Below are 13,818 nucleotides of genomic sequence, written 5' to 3' on the forward strand. Positions count from 1 at the left end.
CTCCCGGACCTTACGATCCGGGAGCCGGATTGAGCTTCAAAAATAGAGATGTCAGGCCGCCTGGTTGTAGCGATCCCTGCCGGTCGCCGAACCCTGCTCCATCTGGAACCGCTGTACAAGTTCGAGAAGTGCCTTGACCTCGCCTGACAGGATCATGCTGGCCGCGCTCGACTGTTCGGCAAGCGCTGCGTTTTGCTGCGTCATCTGGTCCATCTGGTTGACGGAGCTGTTGACGTTGTGAAGCGCGGAGGACTGGTCCTGCGTTGCCGTCGCGATGGTTTCGACATGCTGGCTGACGGTGACGATCTGCTGGCTGATGGCGGAGAGAACGGTGCCCGCCTCCTGCACCAGCTTCGAACCGGAGCTGACCTCTTGCGTCGACTGGTTGATGAGCTGCTTGATTTCGCGGGCCGCATCGGCGGAGCGCTGGGCAAGTTCGCGCACTTCCTGCGCCACGACGGCAAAACCCTTGCCTGCTTCACCCGCGCGCGCTGCCTCGATGCCGGCATTGAGCGCCAGAAGATTGGTCTGGAAGGCGATGTCGTCGATGACCTCGATGATCTGCTCGATCTTGCGCGAGGCGCCTTCGATGCGGCTCATGGCGTCGACGGCATTGCTGACGACCGAGCCGGAACTGTCGGCGCTCTGCTTGGTGACGCGCACGGCCTCATTGGCCTCCCGCGCCCGCTCAGCCGACGATCTGACGGTTGCGGTGATTTCCTCGACGGCGGCGGCGGTCTCTTCCAGCGAGGCGGCCTGATTTTCCGTACGCTTCGACAGATCGACCGACGATTGTTCGATTTCGAAGCCGCTATGCTGGATGACGAGCGTGCGCTCGCGAATCTGCCCCAGCGCATCACGCAGGTTGAGGAGAGATTCGTTGAAATCCGTGCGCAGCCGGTCGAGGCGGCCTGCGAAGGGCGTCTCGATCGTACGGGTCAGATCGCCGCGCGAAAGCCTGCCGAGGCCGGAGGCAATCTCGCCCACCGCAAACTCGATCTGGCTGTCCAGTTCCTGCTTCTCGGTATCGTTGCGGTGACGCTCGGACTCGGCCGCGGAGCGTTCCTCCGCACTTTTGCCCTCGATCACCAGCTTCTCAACCGCATTCTCGCGGAAAATCACCAAAGCGCGGGCGATATTGCCGAATTCATTGGCGTTGGTCGCATAAGGGATCGGCGTTTCGAGATTACCGTCCGAAAGAGATTTCACGGCATCGGTCAGCTTGCTGAGCGGTTGAAGCGTGCGCTTGATGACGAAATAGGCCAGCAGTCCGACGCCAAGCATCGCAAGCGAACCGCATAGCAGCATCATATCGCGCAGGCTGTAAATCTGTGCATCATAGACATCCATGGGAATACCCACGAACAGGATGCCGACGGGTGCGCCGGTCTTGTTCGTGACCGGCATGTAACCGGTCATGTAGCTGGTGCCGAACAGCGTGGCAGTGCCGAAATAAGCCTCACCCTTGGAAACTTTTTCGAAAGCCGGATGATCGGTGGCAAGCTTGGTGCCTGCCGCTCTCTCACCCTTCTCGTTCTTCAGGTTGGTGGTCAGTCGAATAAACTCGCCAGCCTTGGCTTCAAAAACCGTGGAGATACCACCGTTGCCAGCTGCCGTACGGTCCACGAGATCGTTGTCGCGCATCGTTCCGATGCTGGCGCGGCCCACACTTTTCAGGTCACCATCCACCATTTCGAGGGCAACCCCGCCGACTTTCATCTCGTAAAGGATAGCCATGCCCCGCATCGCGCTGTGCGTATCACGCAGCGCAGTGGTGATGATGTTATCCTTCAAGCGAATGTAGGTGGAAAAACCAACTGCCGCCACGCTGAGCGTGATGAGGCCGATCGTCAGCACGACGACCTTACCCGCAACGGACTTAAAGAGCCGGTTGTGCATGAAACAGTTCCCCAAAGCCAAACTTATAAAAGTTCTAGTTGCCAACTGTTAAAAAAACGCGAAGTGCCGATGGCGCCTTTTAGGGGAGCGTAACAGCCCAGCCGGTATTCTGCCGGCTTATGGGGACGGAAGAACCCCGTCCACCATCAATGGATGTAACCGAGCCTGATGGCCTTGGCGATCGCCTGGATACGGTTGACGGAATCGAGCTTGATCGTTGCCGAACCGAGATAGGCATTAACGGTGTGCACGGAAAGGCCGAGCTTGACCGCGATCTCTTCGCTGATACGACCATCCCCCGCCAGCTGCAGGCAGGCAATTTCCCTCTCGCTCAGGGCTTCCGAGGGGGCGACCTTGCGCTCGTCGAGCGCCAGCATGTCCACCATGATTTCGCAGCACTTGATATGCTGTTCGATCACGACCTCATTGTCGAGAATGAGATTGGTGCCGCAGAACACGATGTAGCCATTGCCGATGGTGCCGAGCCGCACCGGCAGAGCCAGTCCGGCATAGGGCAATGTATCGTTCTCGATGCGGCGCAGAAGCGCCGGAACATCGGGAAGATCGGCAAAGCCGCCGGCATTCTTATTGCGCCAGATGACCGGCAAAAGCGACGTCTCGATATGGTCGAGAAGAATATCGCCGACGGCGCGGATGAACTGCGCGCTCTGTTCTGCGGCATTCATGCCCCAGTTTTCCAGCTCGCAGGTCATCTTCTTCTTGTTGGGGAAGCCGGACGCGGCGGCCTTCGTGACCACAAAGTTGCGCGCGCCGACCAGCTTCTGCATGGCAACAAGCTTCGGAAACAGATCCGACCGGCTCGTCACGACAGGGCTGCGGTAAAACATGCCCATTCGACCTGTACCCTCATTGTCTTTCGTCTGTACCATCCGTCCGACCATTATACGAGGTTGTTGCGCACGGCGTAGGCAATTGCCTCCGAGCGGGTTTTTGTCGCGGTTTTACGCATCACGCTTGTGATGTAATTATTGATCGTATTGCGTGAAATGCCAAGGATCATCGCAATTTCATCGCTTGTCTTGCCTTCCGCGATCCAGAACAGGCACTCGAGCTCACGCTCGGTGAGATCGATATCGCGCACTGTCTTTGCTTCGCTGGCGATGCCGAAGCTGACGCAATAGCCCGTCAACAGGGCGATTTCGCGCAGACGTTCCGGTGAGGGAACCGCTTCTTCCGGAAACAGCAGCAGAAGCGAAAGGCGGATGCGGCCCACGCAGAAGGAGAGTGCCGAATATTGCCTGTCGATGCCATAGGGCACGGAAACATCGTCGGGAAGGAGAAGCAGTCGCGGCTGCAGAAGCGAAAGGCATTTCTCCATTTCGCTTGACCGGTTCTGGCTGTTGGCCAGTTCAATGCCAAGCCTGCGGACCAGATCGAAAGGCCAGTCGGATGTGACGATGAATTTCAGCCCGGTTTCTTCGAGAAGATCATCTCGCGCCAGCAGATAATGCGAGGCGCCAGCATAGGTTACGAGCAGATCCAATGCGCCTGCAACGTTACCGGCAGCAGCCGTGGCTGCGACGTTTTTAGCAAGCTGATCGCGCGGCAAGGGCTTACCCATGCCCTCCAGAGGCTTGGCAGACAGCCTGCGGGTATCAACATCGACTTTCAATCGCCTACGCCCTCTTGCTCCCAGCGGGAGATTATACCTCGGGATGGAATCATTCCATTCGAGAAGCTTACCAAAACGGAATGGCGCGCCCCCGGAGACCGAATCACTTCATTTTATGGAACCGACCGGAGTTTGCCATTACCTGGCAACAGCCTTTCCACGTATTTCCCAGTTCGTCTATTGCTAAAAAAACATACTGAAAAGCTGTTCAATCCATAAACGGCATTCTCAGCCAATTCCCAGCAAACTGTATCGTTGCTGAATTTTTTGTAAACACTGTCCCGAAACGAGATTGCCACGATGTGCCCGCCAAGCATAGCAAAAACCCCAGAAACGGAAAAAAGGCCGGGTAAAACCGGCCTTTTTGTCATTATGCTGCTTTTTCGATCGCCCATTTGCGCAGGATCTTGGCGGCTCTCTCCTCACTGATTTCCACCATGCGGGAGAGCCTGCGTTCGGGCCCTTCGCGAACCCGGCGGTTGAATGTACCTTCGCCATCGCCGCCCGCCAGAAGATCGTCGGTGCTGTCGAAGCCGAAATCCGCCCCGAAACCTTCCATGAGACCGCCCGCACCCGCCTCCATGCCCGGAGAGAAGTCCGGCAATTCGAGACCGGCTGACTCCTGGCTGAGTTGAGCAGCAGCCGAACCGTTGGCAGTGACCGTGCGGACCAGAGGGCGTACACCCAGCCAGACGACGAGGAAGGCGACGGCGACAAAGGCGAGCGAGTTGATGATGCCGGCGGAATTGCGGCTCAGCACTTCCATGACACCCGGGCCACTTGCAGCCTCGTCAAGCAACTGCGTTTCGAGGAAGTCCATCGCCGTCAGGGTAACCATGTCGCCACGATCGGAAGAAATGCCCGCGGCCGAGGTGACGATCTTCTGCATTTCCGCAAGATAGGCGTCGATCTTCGCCTGATCGGCCGGTTCGCCGACCATCTTGGCGATACGGCCCTTGTTGACGACCACGGCAACCGAAATCTTCTCGAGGGTATAGCCGTTCTTGACCGTGGCAACCGTCTTGGAATTGATCTCGTAGTTGGTCTGTTCTTCCTTCTTGGCCGACTGATCGGAAGACTGCGGGCCGCCGCCGCCGCCCTGGGGCGCGGCCTGCGGCACGTTCTGCTCCACGGTCGCGGCCGTGTCGGGCTGCGTTTCCTGGGATTTCTGGTCTTCCTTCACCGTGCGAACAGAGCGTTCCACGCGCGATTCCGGATCGTAAACGGTCTCCTGGACCTGCCGGCTGTCGGTATTGATCTGGGCCGTCACGCTTGAGCGGAAATTGTCCATGCCGAGGAAAGGCGCCAGCGCCTTGTCGATATTGGTCGAGATTTCCTGCTGAACATTCTGGGCCAGCGTCAGAGACCGGTTCATCGCGGCGTTGGTGACATCGTCGCCGGAGGCCAGAAGCTGGCCGGTCGAATCGAGCAGTGTCACGTCATCGACTTCGAGGCCGGGAACGGCCGAGGCGACGAGGTGGCGAATGGAGGCGGAGGCCTTGCGGCCTGCGGATGCGCTCGCGCGGATCATGACCGATGCCGTGGGTTTCTGTTCGCCACGGCGGAAATTGCCGACGTCAGGCAGGACGATATGAACGCGGGCAGCGGAAACGCCATCGATCTGCTGGATGGAGCGGCCGATCTCGCCCTCAAGGGCACGAACGCGCGTCACTTCCTGCATGAAGGACGTCAGGCCGAGGGAGCCGACATTGTCAAAAAGCTCATAACCGGCATTGGCACTATCGGGCAGGCCGCGTTCAGCCAGAAGCAGCCGTGCCTTGCTGGTGAGCCCGACCGGAACCTGAAGGCTGGAACCGTCGGTCCCGACCTGAAAGTCCAGACCCGATTCGGCGAGTGCAATGCTGATCTTGTTGAGGTCACTTTTTTCAAGACCCACATAGAGGGTCTCGTAAGCAGGACGGTTCACATAAAGCGCAGCAGCGAGGATGATGGCCATGGACAATACGCCCACGCCGCCCAGCATCAGCAGCCGCGTCTGGCCCAGCGCCGCGACATTCTTCAAGACCTGAGGGATTTGATTTAACAGATTCATTCTGTTCCGCACCGTCATTCATAGAGTCCGAGACCTTTTGGCCCCGTCGTGACAATAGGGTGCGAAGCTTGCGCGAGCGTTGCCTTTCTCCGCATTCAGCGAAGGAAGGAACGGCCGGAATATGTTCTAGAACAGGTCGAAGTCGCCGGAAGCCTTATCGAGCGGCTGGGAATGGCCGTGGCGCAAGGCCGCGCCGAGCGCCTTTTGCATTTCGGCAAGCTTGACGAGGCTGAGCGCGGTGGAGACGTCCACGAACCAGTCGGCGGGGATGGAGCCGGTGATGGTATCGATGAATTCGGCAAGGCCGCGGGTTTTCTGGACGGCAAGGTCGATGCCCTGCAAAAGCTTGACGCCTTCGGCGGACAATTGACCGCTGGTCACTTCAAGCAATTGCGGCTCGATGCGCTCGATGAGATAGGCGACGTCGTGCAGTTCCGATACCACCCGCATCAGAACATCCGGCAGGGCTTCTTCGAACGGAGTGGTGGCGGTGTGCTCTGCAAGCTGCATTGGAAACTCCGTGACTAGAAAAATTCGATGTCGTTGGCGACGGGTTTGGGTGCCGGCACCGGACGCGTTTCCATGGCAACCGTCTTCTGGGTTTCCGCACCGCTGAGCGGATGTTGACGCGCACGCCCGGAGACCGGCCAGAACTCGATCTTGCGGCCATGATCCCCGCCCGTGGAGGAGCTGATGACCGGAATGCCTTCGTCCTTCAGAAACTGCATGGCGAAGATGGCGTTCTGCTCGCCGACATTCGAGAAGCTGGCGATCGTCTTGGCGCCGCCGAAAACCTTTGCTTCCAGCCGGTCGCGCCGGGCGCCCTGCTTCAAGAGGCCGTTGATCAGCAGCTCCATGAGATGCACGCCATAACGCGTCGCATCTCCGCCGGTCACATTGCCCGTTCCGGGCAGCAGGAAGTGGTTCATTCCTCCCAGCCCGGCAACGGGGTCTCTCAAACAGGCGGCCACGCACGAACCAAGTATCGTCGTCATGACCACGTCGGGATCGCTGACAACCTTATACTCGCCCTGAATGATATGTACGCGCTTGGCCGCAGCTTCCATCATTTCAGCGATCCGAAAACCGCTTCGATGGCCGCGCGCATCTTGTCGATGGTGAAGGGCTTGGCCAGCACGTTGTTGGCACCGAGCTGGGCTGCCTTCTGCACCAGCGCGCGGTCACCCTGCGCGGTGAGAATGATGAAGGCGGCCTTCTTGGTGGTCGGGTTGGCCCGCACCGCGTGCAGGAAACCGAGGCCGTCCATCTTGGGCATGTTGAAGTCGGAGATGACGAGATGATGGGGCTGCTGCTCCATGATCTTCAATCCCTGCTCGCCGTCGCCAGCGGAGGTGATCTGCTTGAAGCCGAGCTGTGTCAGCGCATCGCTGAGGAGCAGCCGGCTGGTCACCTGATCGTCAACGATCAGAACTTTGATCTTTTCTGCGAGAGACATTAGTCAGCACCTTCTTTGCGGGCAGTGGTTAGTTTCAGGATTTCTTCGCCGATGGAGGCCAGCGGCAATTGTTGTTCCACCGCGCCAAGCTCATAGGCCACGCGGGGCATGCCATACACGACACATGTTTTTTCGTTCTGGCCGACGGTGCGCGCACCGGCATGGCGCATTTTCAAAAGCCCGGCCGCGCCATCGCGGCCCATGCCGGTCAAGATGACACCGACGGCATTGCGTCCGGCAAGCTCGGCCACCGAATCGAACAGCACATCGACGGAGGGGCGATGGCCGTTGACGGGATCGCGGTCCAGAAGCCGGCAGCAGGGTGCGGACCGGTTGGCGATCTGCAAATGACGCTCACCGCCCGGCGCGAGGTAGATCTTGCCGGTCTGCAGGCGCGCGCCGTCCGTCGCCTCTTCCACCACGGGCGCGCAGATGCGGTTCAGCCTCTCCGCGAAACTCTTGGTGAAGGTCGGCGGCATGTGCTGGGTAATCACGGTCGGCGGGCAATTGGCCGGGAACTTCTGCAGCACCGCGATCAGCGCTTCGACGCCGCCGGTGGAAGAGCCGATGGCCACGACCTTGCGACCCGCCCGATATTCGCTCATCGGAACCGGCTGCGGCGGCGCAGCGGTTTCCGGCCGGGCTGCGCGGTAGGCGGCATGTTGCGAGCGGGCAGCGGCCTTCACCTTGTCGGCCAGATCGCCGAAGGGGCGCGCATCACCGGGAGCCGGCTTGCCGACACAGTCGAAAGCACCGATTTCAAGCGCAGCAAGCGAAGCATCCGCACCGCGATGGGTCAGCGATGAGACCATGATGACCGGCATGGGACGCAGACGCATGATTTTTTCGAGAAATTCGAGGCCATTCATTTCCGGCATCTCGATGTCGAGCGTCACGACATCGGGATTGAGCTGCTTGATGGCGGCGCGTGCTTCCATGGCGTTGCCGGCCTGGCCGACCACCTCGACTTCCGGATCAGCCTTGAGGACAGCCGAAATCAGGCCGCGCATGGTGGGAGAGTCGTCAACGACGAGGACCCGTGCGAGTGCGCTCATGCCTTCCTCCCGGGTGCGTGACCGATAAAGCGATAGGTGGTGATGCCGGTATTGTCGAACAGGTTCTTGGCGTCACCGGACACACGTTCGGAATGGCCGATATAGAGGTGGCCGCCTTCCGGCAGCAGGCCTGCGAAACGCGACCAGATGCGCGTCTGCGTCGGCTCGTCGAAATAGATGACGACGTTGCGGCAGAAGATGACGTCGAAATTGCCCTTGAAGGGCCATTGCGTCATCAGGTTCAGCTCGTTGAAGGTGATAAGGCGCTTGACCTTGTCGTCGATGCGGAACTTGCGGCGACCGCCGGCATCGACCTCCGTGAACCATTGCTTGCGCATGGCGGGAGACACGGTTTCGAGCGCGTTGTCGTCGTAAACGCCGGCACGGGCCTGCGCCAAAATCTTCGGATCGATATCGGTGGCCAGAATCTTGAAATCGTAATCGGCCGCATTCGGGAACATGGCGAGCACGGTGAGCGCTATCGAATAGGGTTCCTGCCCGTCGGAGCAGGCGGCCGACCAGATGCGGACACGCCCGCCGCTCTTGGCACGAGCGATGAGGCCCGGCAGGACCTCGTCACGCAGATGTTCGAAATGATGGTTCTCGCGGAAGAAGCGGGTGAAATTTGTCGTCAGGTGCGACAGCATTTCCCGGCGTGGCTGCGCGCCCTCGGGCGAGGACACCAGTGCGCAATATTCACGGAAACCCGACAGGCCAAGATTGCGGATATGCTTCGACAGGCGGGAATAGACCAGCGACGCCTTGGTGTCGTTGAGATAGATGCCCGCATCGGCATAGATCATCGCCGCGATTTCCGAGAGGTCTCGTCTCGTCAGCGGGTATTCGCCGCTGGCAAGAACCTCGTCGGGAGACTGGCGCTGGTCGCTGAAATTAAGTGCTGCCATGGATGATCCGCTTTCAACCTGTCGCCGCGAGCGACATTTCCTGCTTCAGTGGCTGTCCGCGCGAGGCGCTGACGATGGCATCGACATCCAGAATGAGAGCGACGCGCCCGTCGCCGAGGATAGTGGCGGCGGCAATGCCTGGAACATGGGTATAGTTGGCCTCCAACGATTTGATGACGACCTGGCGCTGGCCCTGGATCGCATCGACCATCAGCGCACGCTGGCCGCCGCCTTCCGATTCCACCAGAAGAGCGACGCCCTCGACCGGATCGGCCTGGGTCGGGCGGAAGTTCAGGACGCGACCGACATCGACGAGCGGGCAGAAAGAGTTGCGGATGGAGATCAGCCGCTGATTGGAGCCGAAGGAGTGAATATTCTTCGCTTCCGGTTGCAGGGTCTCCACAATCGCGGTCAAAGGAACGACGAGCGTCTGGCCAGCAACGGTCACTACCATGCCGTCGAGAACGGCAAGCGTCAGCGGCAGGCTCATGGTGAAGGTCGAACCGAGACCGGGACGCGACGAGATGCTGATGCGACCGCCGAGCGCCTGAATGGAACGCTTGACCACATCCATGCCAACACCGCGACCGGAAATGTCGGAAATCTTGTCTGCCGTCGAGAAGCCCGGCGCGAAGATCAGATTATCGATCTCCTCGTCGGTCAGGTTCGCATCGGCGGCGATCAGATCGTTGTCGATCGCCTTCTGGCGAACGCGCTCGCGGTTGATGCCGGCGCCATCGTCCTGCAGCTCGATCAGGATGCGACCCGAGCGGTGCTTGGCCGAAAGCTTGATGGTGCCTTCCGGGTTCTTGCCCGCGGCTTCGCGCTTTTCCGGCGTCTCGATGCCGTGGTCGACGGCATTGCGGATCATGTGCGTCAGGGGTTCGGCCAGCTTGTCGATGACCGTCTTGTCGACTTCGGTGTTCTCACCTTCGGTGACGAGGCGGATCTGCTTGCCGATCATGTCGGCGACTTCGCGGACGATACGCGACATACGCTGGAAGACCGGCTTCACCGGCTGCGCGCGGATCGCCATGACGCTGTCCTGGATTTCGCGCGTCAGCTGCTGCAGCTCGTCGAGGCCCATATTAACGGCAGACGTGCCGCTCGCATCGTTTTCGATGACGCTCTGCGACAGCATGGCCTGATTGATGACGAGTTCGCCGACGAGGTTGATCAGGCGGTCAACGCGATCGAGGTCGACACGGATGGTCTGGCCGGCGCTGGCATTAGCGGCGGCATTGGCATTCGCCTGCGCTGCTGCAGGCGCTGCCGCCGCTTCGCGTTTTTCGATGGCGGCATTGACGCTCTGGGCGATCTGCGTCGTCGCGACGGCTGCCTCGACGGTTGCGGCAACGTAAGTCTCTTCCACCGCCGGGGCCGCGACGGCGGGTTCGTCCTGCGCATCACCGTCGAGAGCAGACAGATCGAACGGAACCGGGATCATCGGCAGTTCTTCTTCGTCCGCTACCGCATCCGAAACAACTGCGGTGATTTCGAGATCGCAATCCCATTCGGCGAATTCGAAGACGCTGCGGATTCCTTCCTCACCCTTTTCGGTGGCTATGGAAACCGTCCAGGAGAGGTAAGATGCTTCAGGATCGAGCTTGTCGAGCGAGGGCAGCTCCGACAGGTCGCAATTGGTGCTCATCTCACCAATGCGCGAGAGATCGCGCAGCAGAAGCGCTGCTTCGTTGCCCTTGGAATAGAGCGAGGCGTGCGGCTTGAACGTGATCTGGAAGGTCGGCGCCTCCATCAGCGGCGTCGTCTCGTCGGCAAAATCGGAGAAGGAGAACGGAATCGGCTCGAAGCCGCTTTCATCCGTCGGCTTTGGTGCTGCGGGCGCCTTGACGGGTTCCGGCGCCTTAACAGCGACGGGAGCCGGCGCGGATGCCGGAACGGCTTCGCCATTGGCCAGCGCTTCCAGTTCCTTGACGAGGCCACGAGTGCGGCTTTCATCGACGCTGCCACCGTCTCTTGCGGCGTTGGTCAGATCCGCCAACACGTCGGCGGAGCGCAGCATGACTTTGAGAACGTCCTGTGACGGCTCCAGCTTGTTGGAACGAACGCAGTCAAGGGTCGTTTCAAAAACGTGGGCGAAGGCCACGAGATCATCGAGACCGAAGGCACCGGCCCCGCCCTTGATGGAATGAACGGCACGGAAAACGGCGTTGACGGTTTCCGGATCACGGTCGCCGTCATTCAATTTAAGAAGCCCCGATTCCAGTTCAGCGAGTTGCTCCTCGCACTCCTGGAAAAAGATTTCCTTGATTTCGTTCATATCCATCGTGAAATGTCCCGTATCAGGCGGTTACGCGCTCAATGGCATCGATGAGTTTTGCAGGGTCGAACGGCTTGACGATCCAGCCGGTCGCACCGGCCTGGCGGGCGCGGTTCTTCTTTTCCGCATCGCTTTCGGTCGTCAGAACGAGGATCGGTATGGCGCGGTATTTTTCGTTGCGCCGCACGCCCTCGATGAAGCCGAAACCGTCGAGGCGTGGCATATTGATGTCAGTTACGATGACATCCGGGTTGCTCTGTTCCAGCACTTCGAGGCCCTCGATGCCGTCTTCGGCCTGAATGGTCTCGAAACCGGCATTGTTGAGCGTGACCAGGAGCATGTTCCTGATCGTTCTGGAATCATCCACGGTAAGAACTTTTTTCTTCACTTTTGCATCTCCTTAGGGAGCAAATGGTCGATATCGACGCCTATCAGTTTCATGGTCTTGTCGAATGCATCGGAAACCCTGGCGAAACCAAAGGGCTTGCCATCCTCTTCCCAGGATTTCGCGCCGGCCATGAGGACTTGGGCGCACAGCGCGCCGATGCGCTCCACCTCGGACGCATCCACCGACAAAGGTGCTCCTCTCAGCGTCATCAGCTTGCCGTGCAGGGCCGATGCTTCGTTGAGATCCAGCACCGGTGACAGTTTCAGCGTCGCCTCAGCTGCTTTTCTGGCTGCCATTACATGACTCCCTGGCGCTTGAATTGTTGGTAATTCTGGCTGTTATCCGTGCGGCTATCCCCACGGGCCATAAATGATGAGTGCTGCCGATCCGCACCGGCGGCAGCAGCGAAATGTTCCTGGCGGGCAATACGGAATTCGCGCACGGTGCGGCCGAGTTCCAGAATGACGGTATGAAGGGCGTCGGCCTCGGAGGCGCAGGCATTGCTATCGGCCGCATTTCGACCGGCATGCTTTTGCTGCTCAACGATATCGGCAGTGACCGATTGCAGTTCGCCGGCATGATCGGCGGTGCGGCGTGCGACCTCAACGATCATGTCGTTGATGCCCGATACCTGCTTGACGACCCCGCCAATCGCCTCCTGCGTGCGATTGACCATGCGCACGCCGCCCTCGACCTGGGTCTTCGTGGTGCCGACAAGGCTCTTGATCTCTCTCGCGGCATCGGCGGAACGCTGGGCGAGTGCCCTGACTTCCTGCGCAACGACAGCGAAACCACGACCGCTTTCACCCGCGCGGGCCGCCTCAATGCCAGCATTGAGGGCGAGGAGGTTGGTCTGGAAGGCGATCTCGTCGATGGTGCCGATGATCCGACCGATCTGTTCGGCGGATTGTTCGATGTCAGACATGGCGTCGATCGCCTCGCCGATCGCCCTGCCGCTTTCGACGGCCGCGTCGCGGGCGCTGGACACTGCCTTTTCCGTCGCCGAAATGCGCGCACCGTTTTCAGCCACGCTCGCAATCATCGTCTGAAGTGCCCGGGACGTCTCGGCAAGCGCTTCGGCCTGCTGTTGCGAGCGCTCGGCGATGGAACGACCGAGATCGGCAAAACGTGCGCTCAACGCCTCGGCCTCGCCCACACCGTTCTGGGCTGATACCAGCGACGCGCCTATGGTCGCGAGCGCCGTGTTGAAGGTTGCCGCAACATCCCGATAGGCGTCGGGGATGTCACCGTTGATACGGGCCTGCAAATCGCCCGCCGCAAAGGCCGTCAGCGCCGCGCCGAGCAGACTTGCCGCCTCCGAGCGGTCATTGTCGCGCTGTTCCTGAAGTTCCCGGCCATGGCGCAGGCGCAGTTCGTTGAAGCGCAGCGATACGGCAATCTCGGTATCGACCATCACCAGCCGGACGACGTTCTTCACGGCTTCCGTCAGTTCACGGCTTTTCCGGCGGTTGCCGGGTAGGATGGAGCGGGGCGCATGTTCCGCCACCAGCCCGCCAAGCAGATGCTCCAGAACGACGGCATGGCTGGCGATCTGCCAGCGCGGATCGAGACCCATGCGACCGGCATTGTCTGAAAGAACCTTTACCCGTTCGGCATAAAGCGCATCGAAACGCGCATCCGTCAGCACGCTCCAGTGCGAGGATTGCAGATCATGCAGGCGGTCGAGCTGGTTTTCGCTTTCGAAAGACGGGGAACAGTCCGGCATGGACTGGAAACGGGTCATCACGTCGCGCAGGCCGGCCTTGACGTAAGGCTCGAGCATGCTGCGATAATTGCGCAGGAAATCGGATTGCGTCTCATCGAGGCCGGCAAAACGCAGCCGTCCCGCCAGGCTTCCGCCTGCCGATCTGCGCGCTTGATCTGATGGCAAGTCCTGCCCCAACCGACGTCCCCAACAACATGACGGCCGGTAAAACCCGGCCAAATTGGCCAAGGTTCAAAACGCCAGCACCCTCCAGGGATTTTTGAACGAACATACCCATCGCGGACGATGCGGCATCGACGCCTGCCTGACCTTCTTGAACCAAGAAACGAAAATACCGGATCGGGCCCGGTACGGCAGTGCGGCGTCATGCCTGGAAGGGGAGGAACCCCATTCCGCCGTGGAAATACTACCAATCTTTATGG

The 13,818-nt window shown here is 60.0% G+C and carries 13 protein-coding genes; all 13 read right to left on the minus strand.

Annotation, left to right across the window (positions count from 1 at the left end; genetic code table 11):
* Positions 1-51 precede the first annotated feature (51 nt).
* The 13 genes from O8B93_RS01325 to O8B93_RS01385 all read right to left on the minus strand — a co-directional run bounded on the left by O8B93_RS01325 (position 52) and on the right by O8B93_RS01385 (position 13,561).
* Positions 52-1,899 (minus strand): methyl-accepting chemotaxis protein, encoded by a 1,848-nt coding sequence (locus O8B93_RS01325; RefSeq protein ID WP_269708038.1) that lies wholly within the window; start codon positions 1,897-1,899, stop codon positions 52-54.
* Positions 1,900-2,045: 146 nt separating this feature from the next.
* On the minus strand, positions 2,046-2,747 hold the full coding sequence (gene visR / locus O8B93_RS01330) for a transcriptional regulator VisR (RefSeq protein ID WP_046033492.1): 702 nt from the start codon (positions 2,745-2,747) through the stop codon (positions 2,046-2,048).
* Positions 2,748-2,800: 53 nt separating this feature from the next.
* On the minus strand, positions 2,801-3,532 hold the full coding sequence (gene visN, locus O8B93_RS01335; protein WP_269708039.1) for a transcriptional regulator VisN: 732 nt from the start codon (positions 3,530-3,532) through the stop codon (positions 2,801-2,803).
* A gap of 370 nt (positions 3,533-3,902) precedes the next feature.
* Positions 3,903-5,585 carry a flagellar basal-body MS-ring/collar protein FliF gene (gene fliF, locus O8B93_RS01340; RefSeq protein ID WP_269708040.1) on the minus strand — a complete coding sequence of 561 codons (1,683 nt, stop codon included), beginning with the start codon at positions 5,583-5,585 and terminating at the stop codon, positions 3,903-3,905.
* Positions 5,586-5,711: 126 nt separating this feature from the next.
* Entirely contained in the window at positions 5,712-6,095 is a 384-nt protein-coding gene (gene cheT / locus O8B93_RS01345) for a chemotaxis protein CheT (RefSeq protein WP_080826300.1), read from the minus strand.
* Positions 6,096-6,109: 14 nt separating this feature from the next.
* The gene (gene cheD, locus O8B93_RS01350; protein ID WP_006312925.1) at positions 6,110-6,655 is read right to left on the minus strand and encodes a chemoreceptor glutamine deamidase CheD; all 546 of its coding nucleotides are present in this window, start codon (positions 6,653-6,655) and stop codon (positions 6,110-6,112) included.
* Positions 6,652-7,041, minus strand: coding sequence for a chemotaxis response regulator CheY2 (gene cheY2, locus O8B93_RS01355; RefSeq protein ID WP_006312924.1), 390 nt, complete (start codon positions 7,039-7,041; stop codon positions 6,652-6,654). Before cheY2 ends, cheD begins: the two co-directional genes overlap by 4 nt.
* Complete coding sequence (gene cheB / locus O8B93_RS01360; protein WP_269708041.1) at positions 7,041-8,096, minus strand: protein-glutamate O-methylesterase CheB; 1,056 nt, start codon at positions 8,094-8,096, stop codon at positions 7,041-7,043. The genes cheY2 and cheB overlap by 1 nt, the downstream gene beginning before the upstream one ends.
* The gene (gene cheR, locus O8B93_RS01365) at positions 8,093-9,001 is read right to left on the minus strand and encodes a protein-glutamate O-methyltransferase CheR (RefSeq protein WP_269708042.1); all 909 of its coding nucleotides are present in this window, start codon (positions 8,999-9,001) and stop codon (positions 8,093-8,095) included. The genes cheB and cheR overlap by 4 nt, the downstream gene beginning before the upstream one ends.
* 13 nt (positions 9,002-9,014) lie before the next feature.
* Entirely contained in the window at positions 9,015-11,288 is a 2,274-nt protein-coding gene (locus tag O8B93_RS01370) for a chemotaxis protein CheA (protein ID WP_269708043.1), read from the minus strand.
* 16 nt (positions 11,289-11,304) lie between these two features.
* On the minus strand, positions 11,305-11,670 hold the full coding sequence (cheY1, locus tag O8B93_RS01375) for a chemotaxis response regulator CheY1 (protein ID WP_003493773.1): 366 nt from the start codon (positions 11,668-11,670) through the stop codon (positions 11,305-11,307).
* Positions 11,667-11,966 (minus strand): STAS domain-containing protein, encoded by a 300-nt coding sequence (locus tag O8B93_RS01380; RefSeq protein WP_003503483.1) that lies wholly within the window; start codon positions 11,964-11,966, stop codon positions 11,667-11,669. The genes cheY1 and O8B93_RS01380 overlap by 4 nt, the downstream gene beginning before the upstream one ends.
* The gene (locus O8B93_RS01385) at positions 11,966-13,561 is read right to left on the minus strand and encodes a globin-coupled sensor protein (protein ID WP_269708044.1); all 1,596 of its coding nucleotides are present in this window, start codon (positions 13,559-13,561) and stop codon (positions 11,966-11,968) included. Before O8B93_RS01385 ends, O8B93_RS01380 begins: the two co-directional genes overlap by 1 nt.
* Positions 13,562-13,818 lie beyond the last annotated feature (257 nt).

The organism is Martinezella rhizogenes, from assembly GCF_027460065.1.
GTDB classification, from domain to species: domain Bacteria; phylum Pseudomonadota; class Alphaproteobacteria; order Rhizobiales; family Rhizobiaceae; genus Agrobacterium; species Agrobacterium rhizogenes_C.

What these genes read in the sequence shown, in the direction of transcription:
- O8B93_RS01325 (WP_269708038.1), bottom strand. Translation starts at nt 1,899, where the DNA reads ATGCACAACCGGCTCTTTAAGTCCGTTGCGGGTAAGGTCGTCGTGCTG.
- visR (WP_046033492.1), bottom strand. Translation starts at nt 2,747, where the DNA reads ATGTTTTACCGCAGCCCTGTCGTGACGAGCCGGTCGGATCTGTTTCCG.
- fliF (WP_269708040.1), bottom strand. Translation starts at nt 5,585, where the DNA reads ATGAATCTGTTAAATCAAATCCCTCAGGTCTTGAAGAATGTCGCGGCG.
- cheT (WP_080826300.1), bottom strand. Translation starts at nt 6,095, where the DNA reads ATGCAGCTTGCAGAGCACACCGCCACCACTCCGTTCGAAGAAGCCCTG.
- cheD (WP_006312925.1), bottom strand. Translation starts at nt 6,655, where the DNA reads ATGATGGAAGCTGCGGCCAAGCGCGTACATATCATTCAGGGCGAGTAT.
- cheY2 (WP_006312924.1), bottom strand. Translation starts at nt 7,041, where the DNA reads ATGTCTCTCGCAGAAAAGATCAAAGTTCTGATCGTTGACGATCAGGTG.
- cheB (WP_269708041.1), bottom strand. Translation starts at nt 8,096, where the DNA reads ATGAGCGCACTCGCACGGGTCCTCGTCGTTGACGACTCTCCCACCATG.
- cheR (WP_269708042.1), bottom strand. Translation starts at nt 9,001, where the DNA reads ATGGCAGCACTTAATTTCAGCGACCAGCGCCAGTCTCCCGACGAGGTT.
- O8B93_RS01370 (WP_269708043.1), bottom strand. Translation starts at nt 11,288, where the DNA reads ATGGATATGAACGAAATCAAGGAAATCTTTTTCCAGGAGTGCGAGGAG.
- O8B93_RS01380 (WP_003503483.1), bottom strand. Translation starts at nt 11,966, where the DNA reads ATGGCAGCCAGAAAAGCAGCTGAGGCGACGCTGAAACTGTCACCGGTG.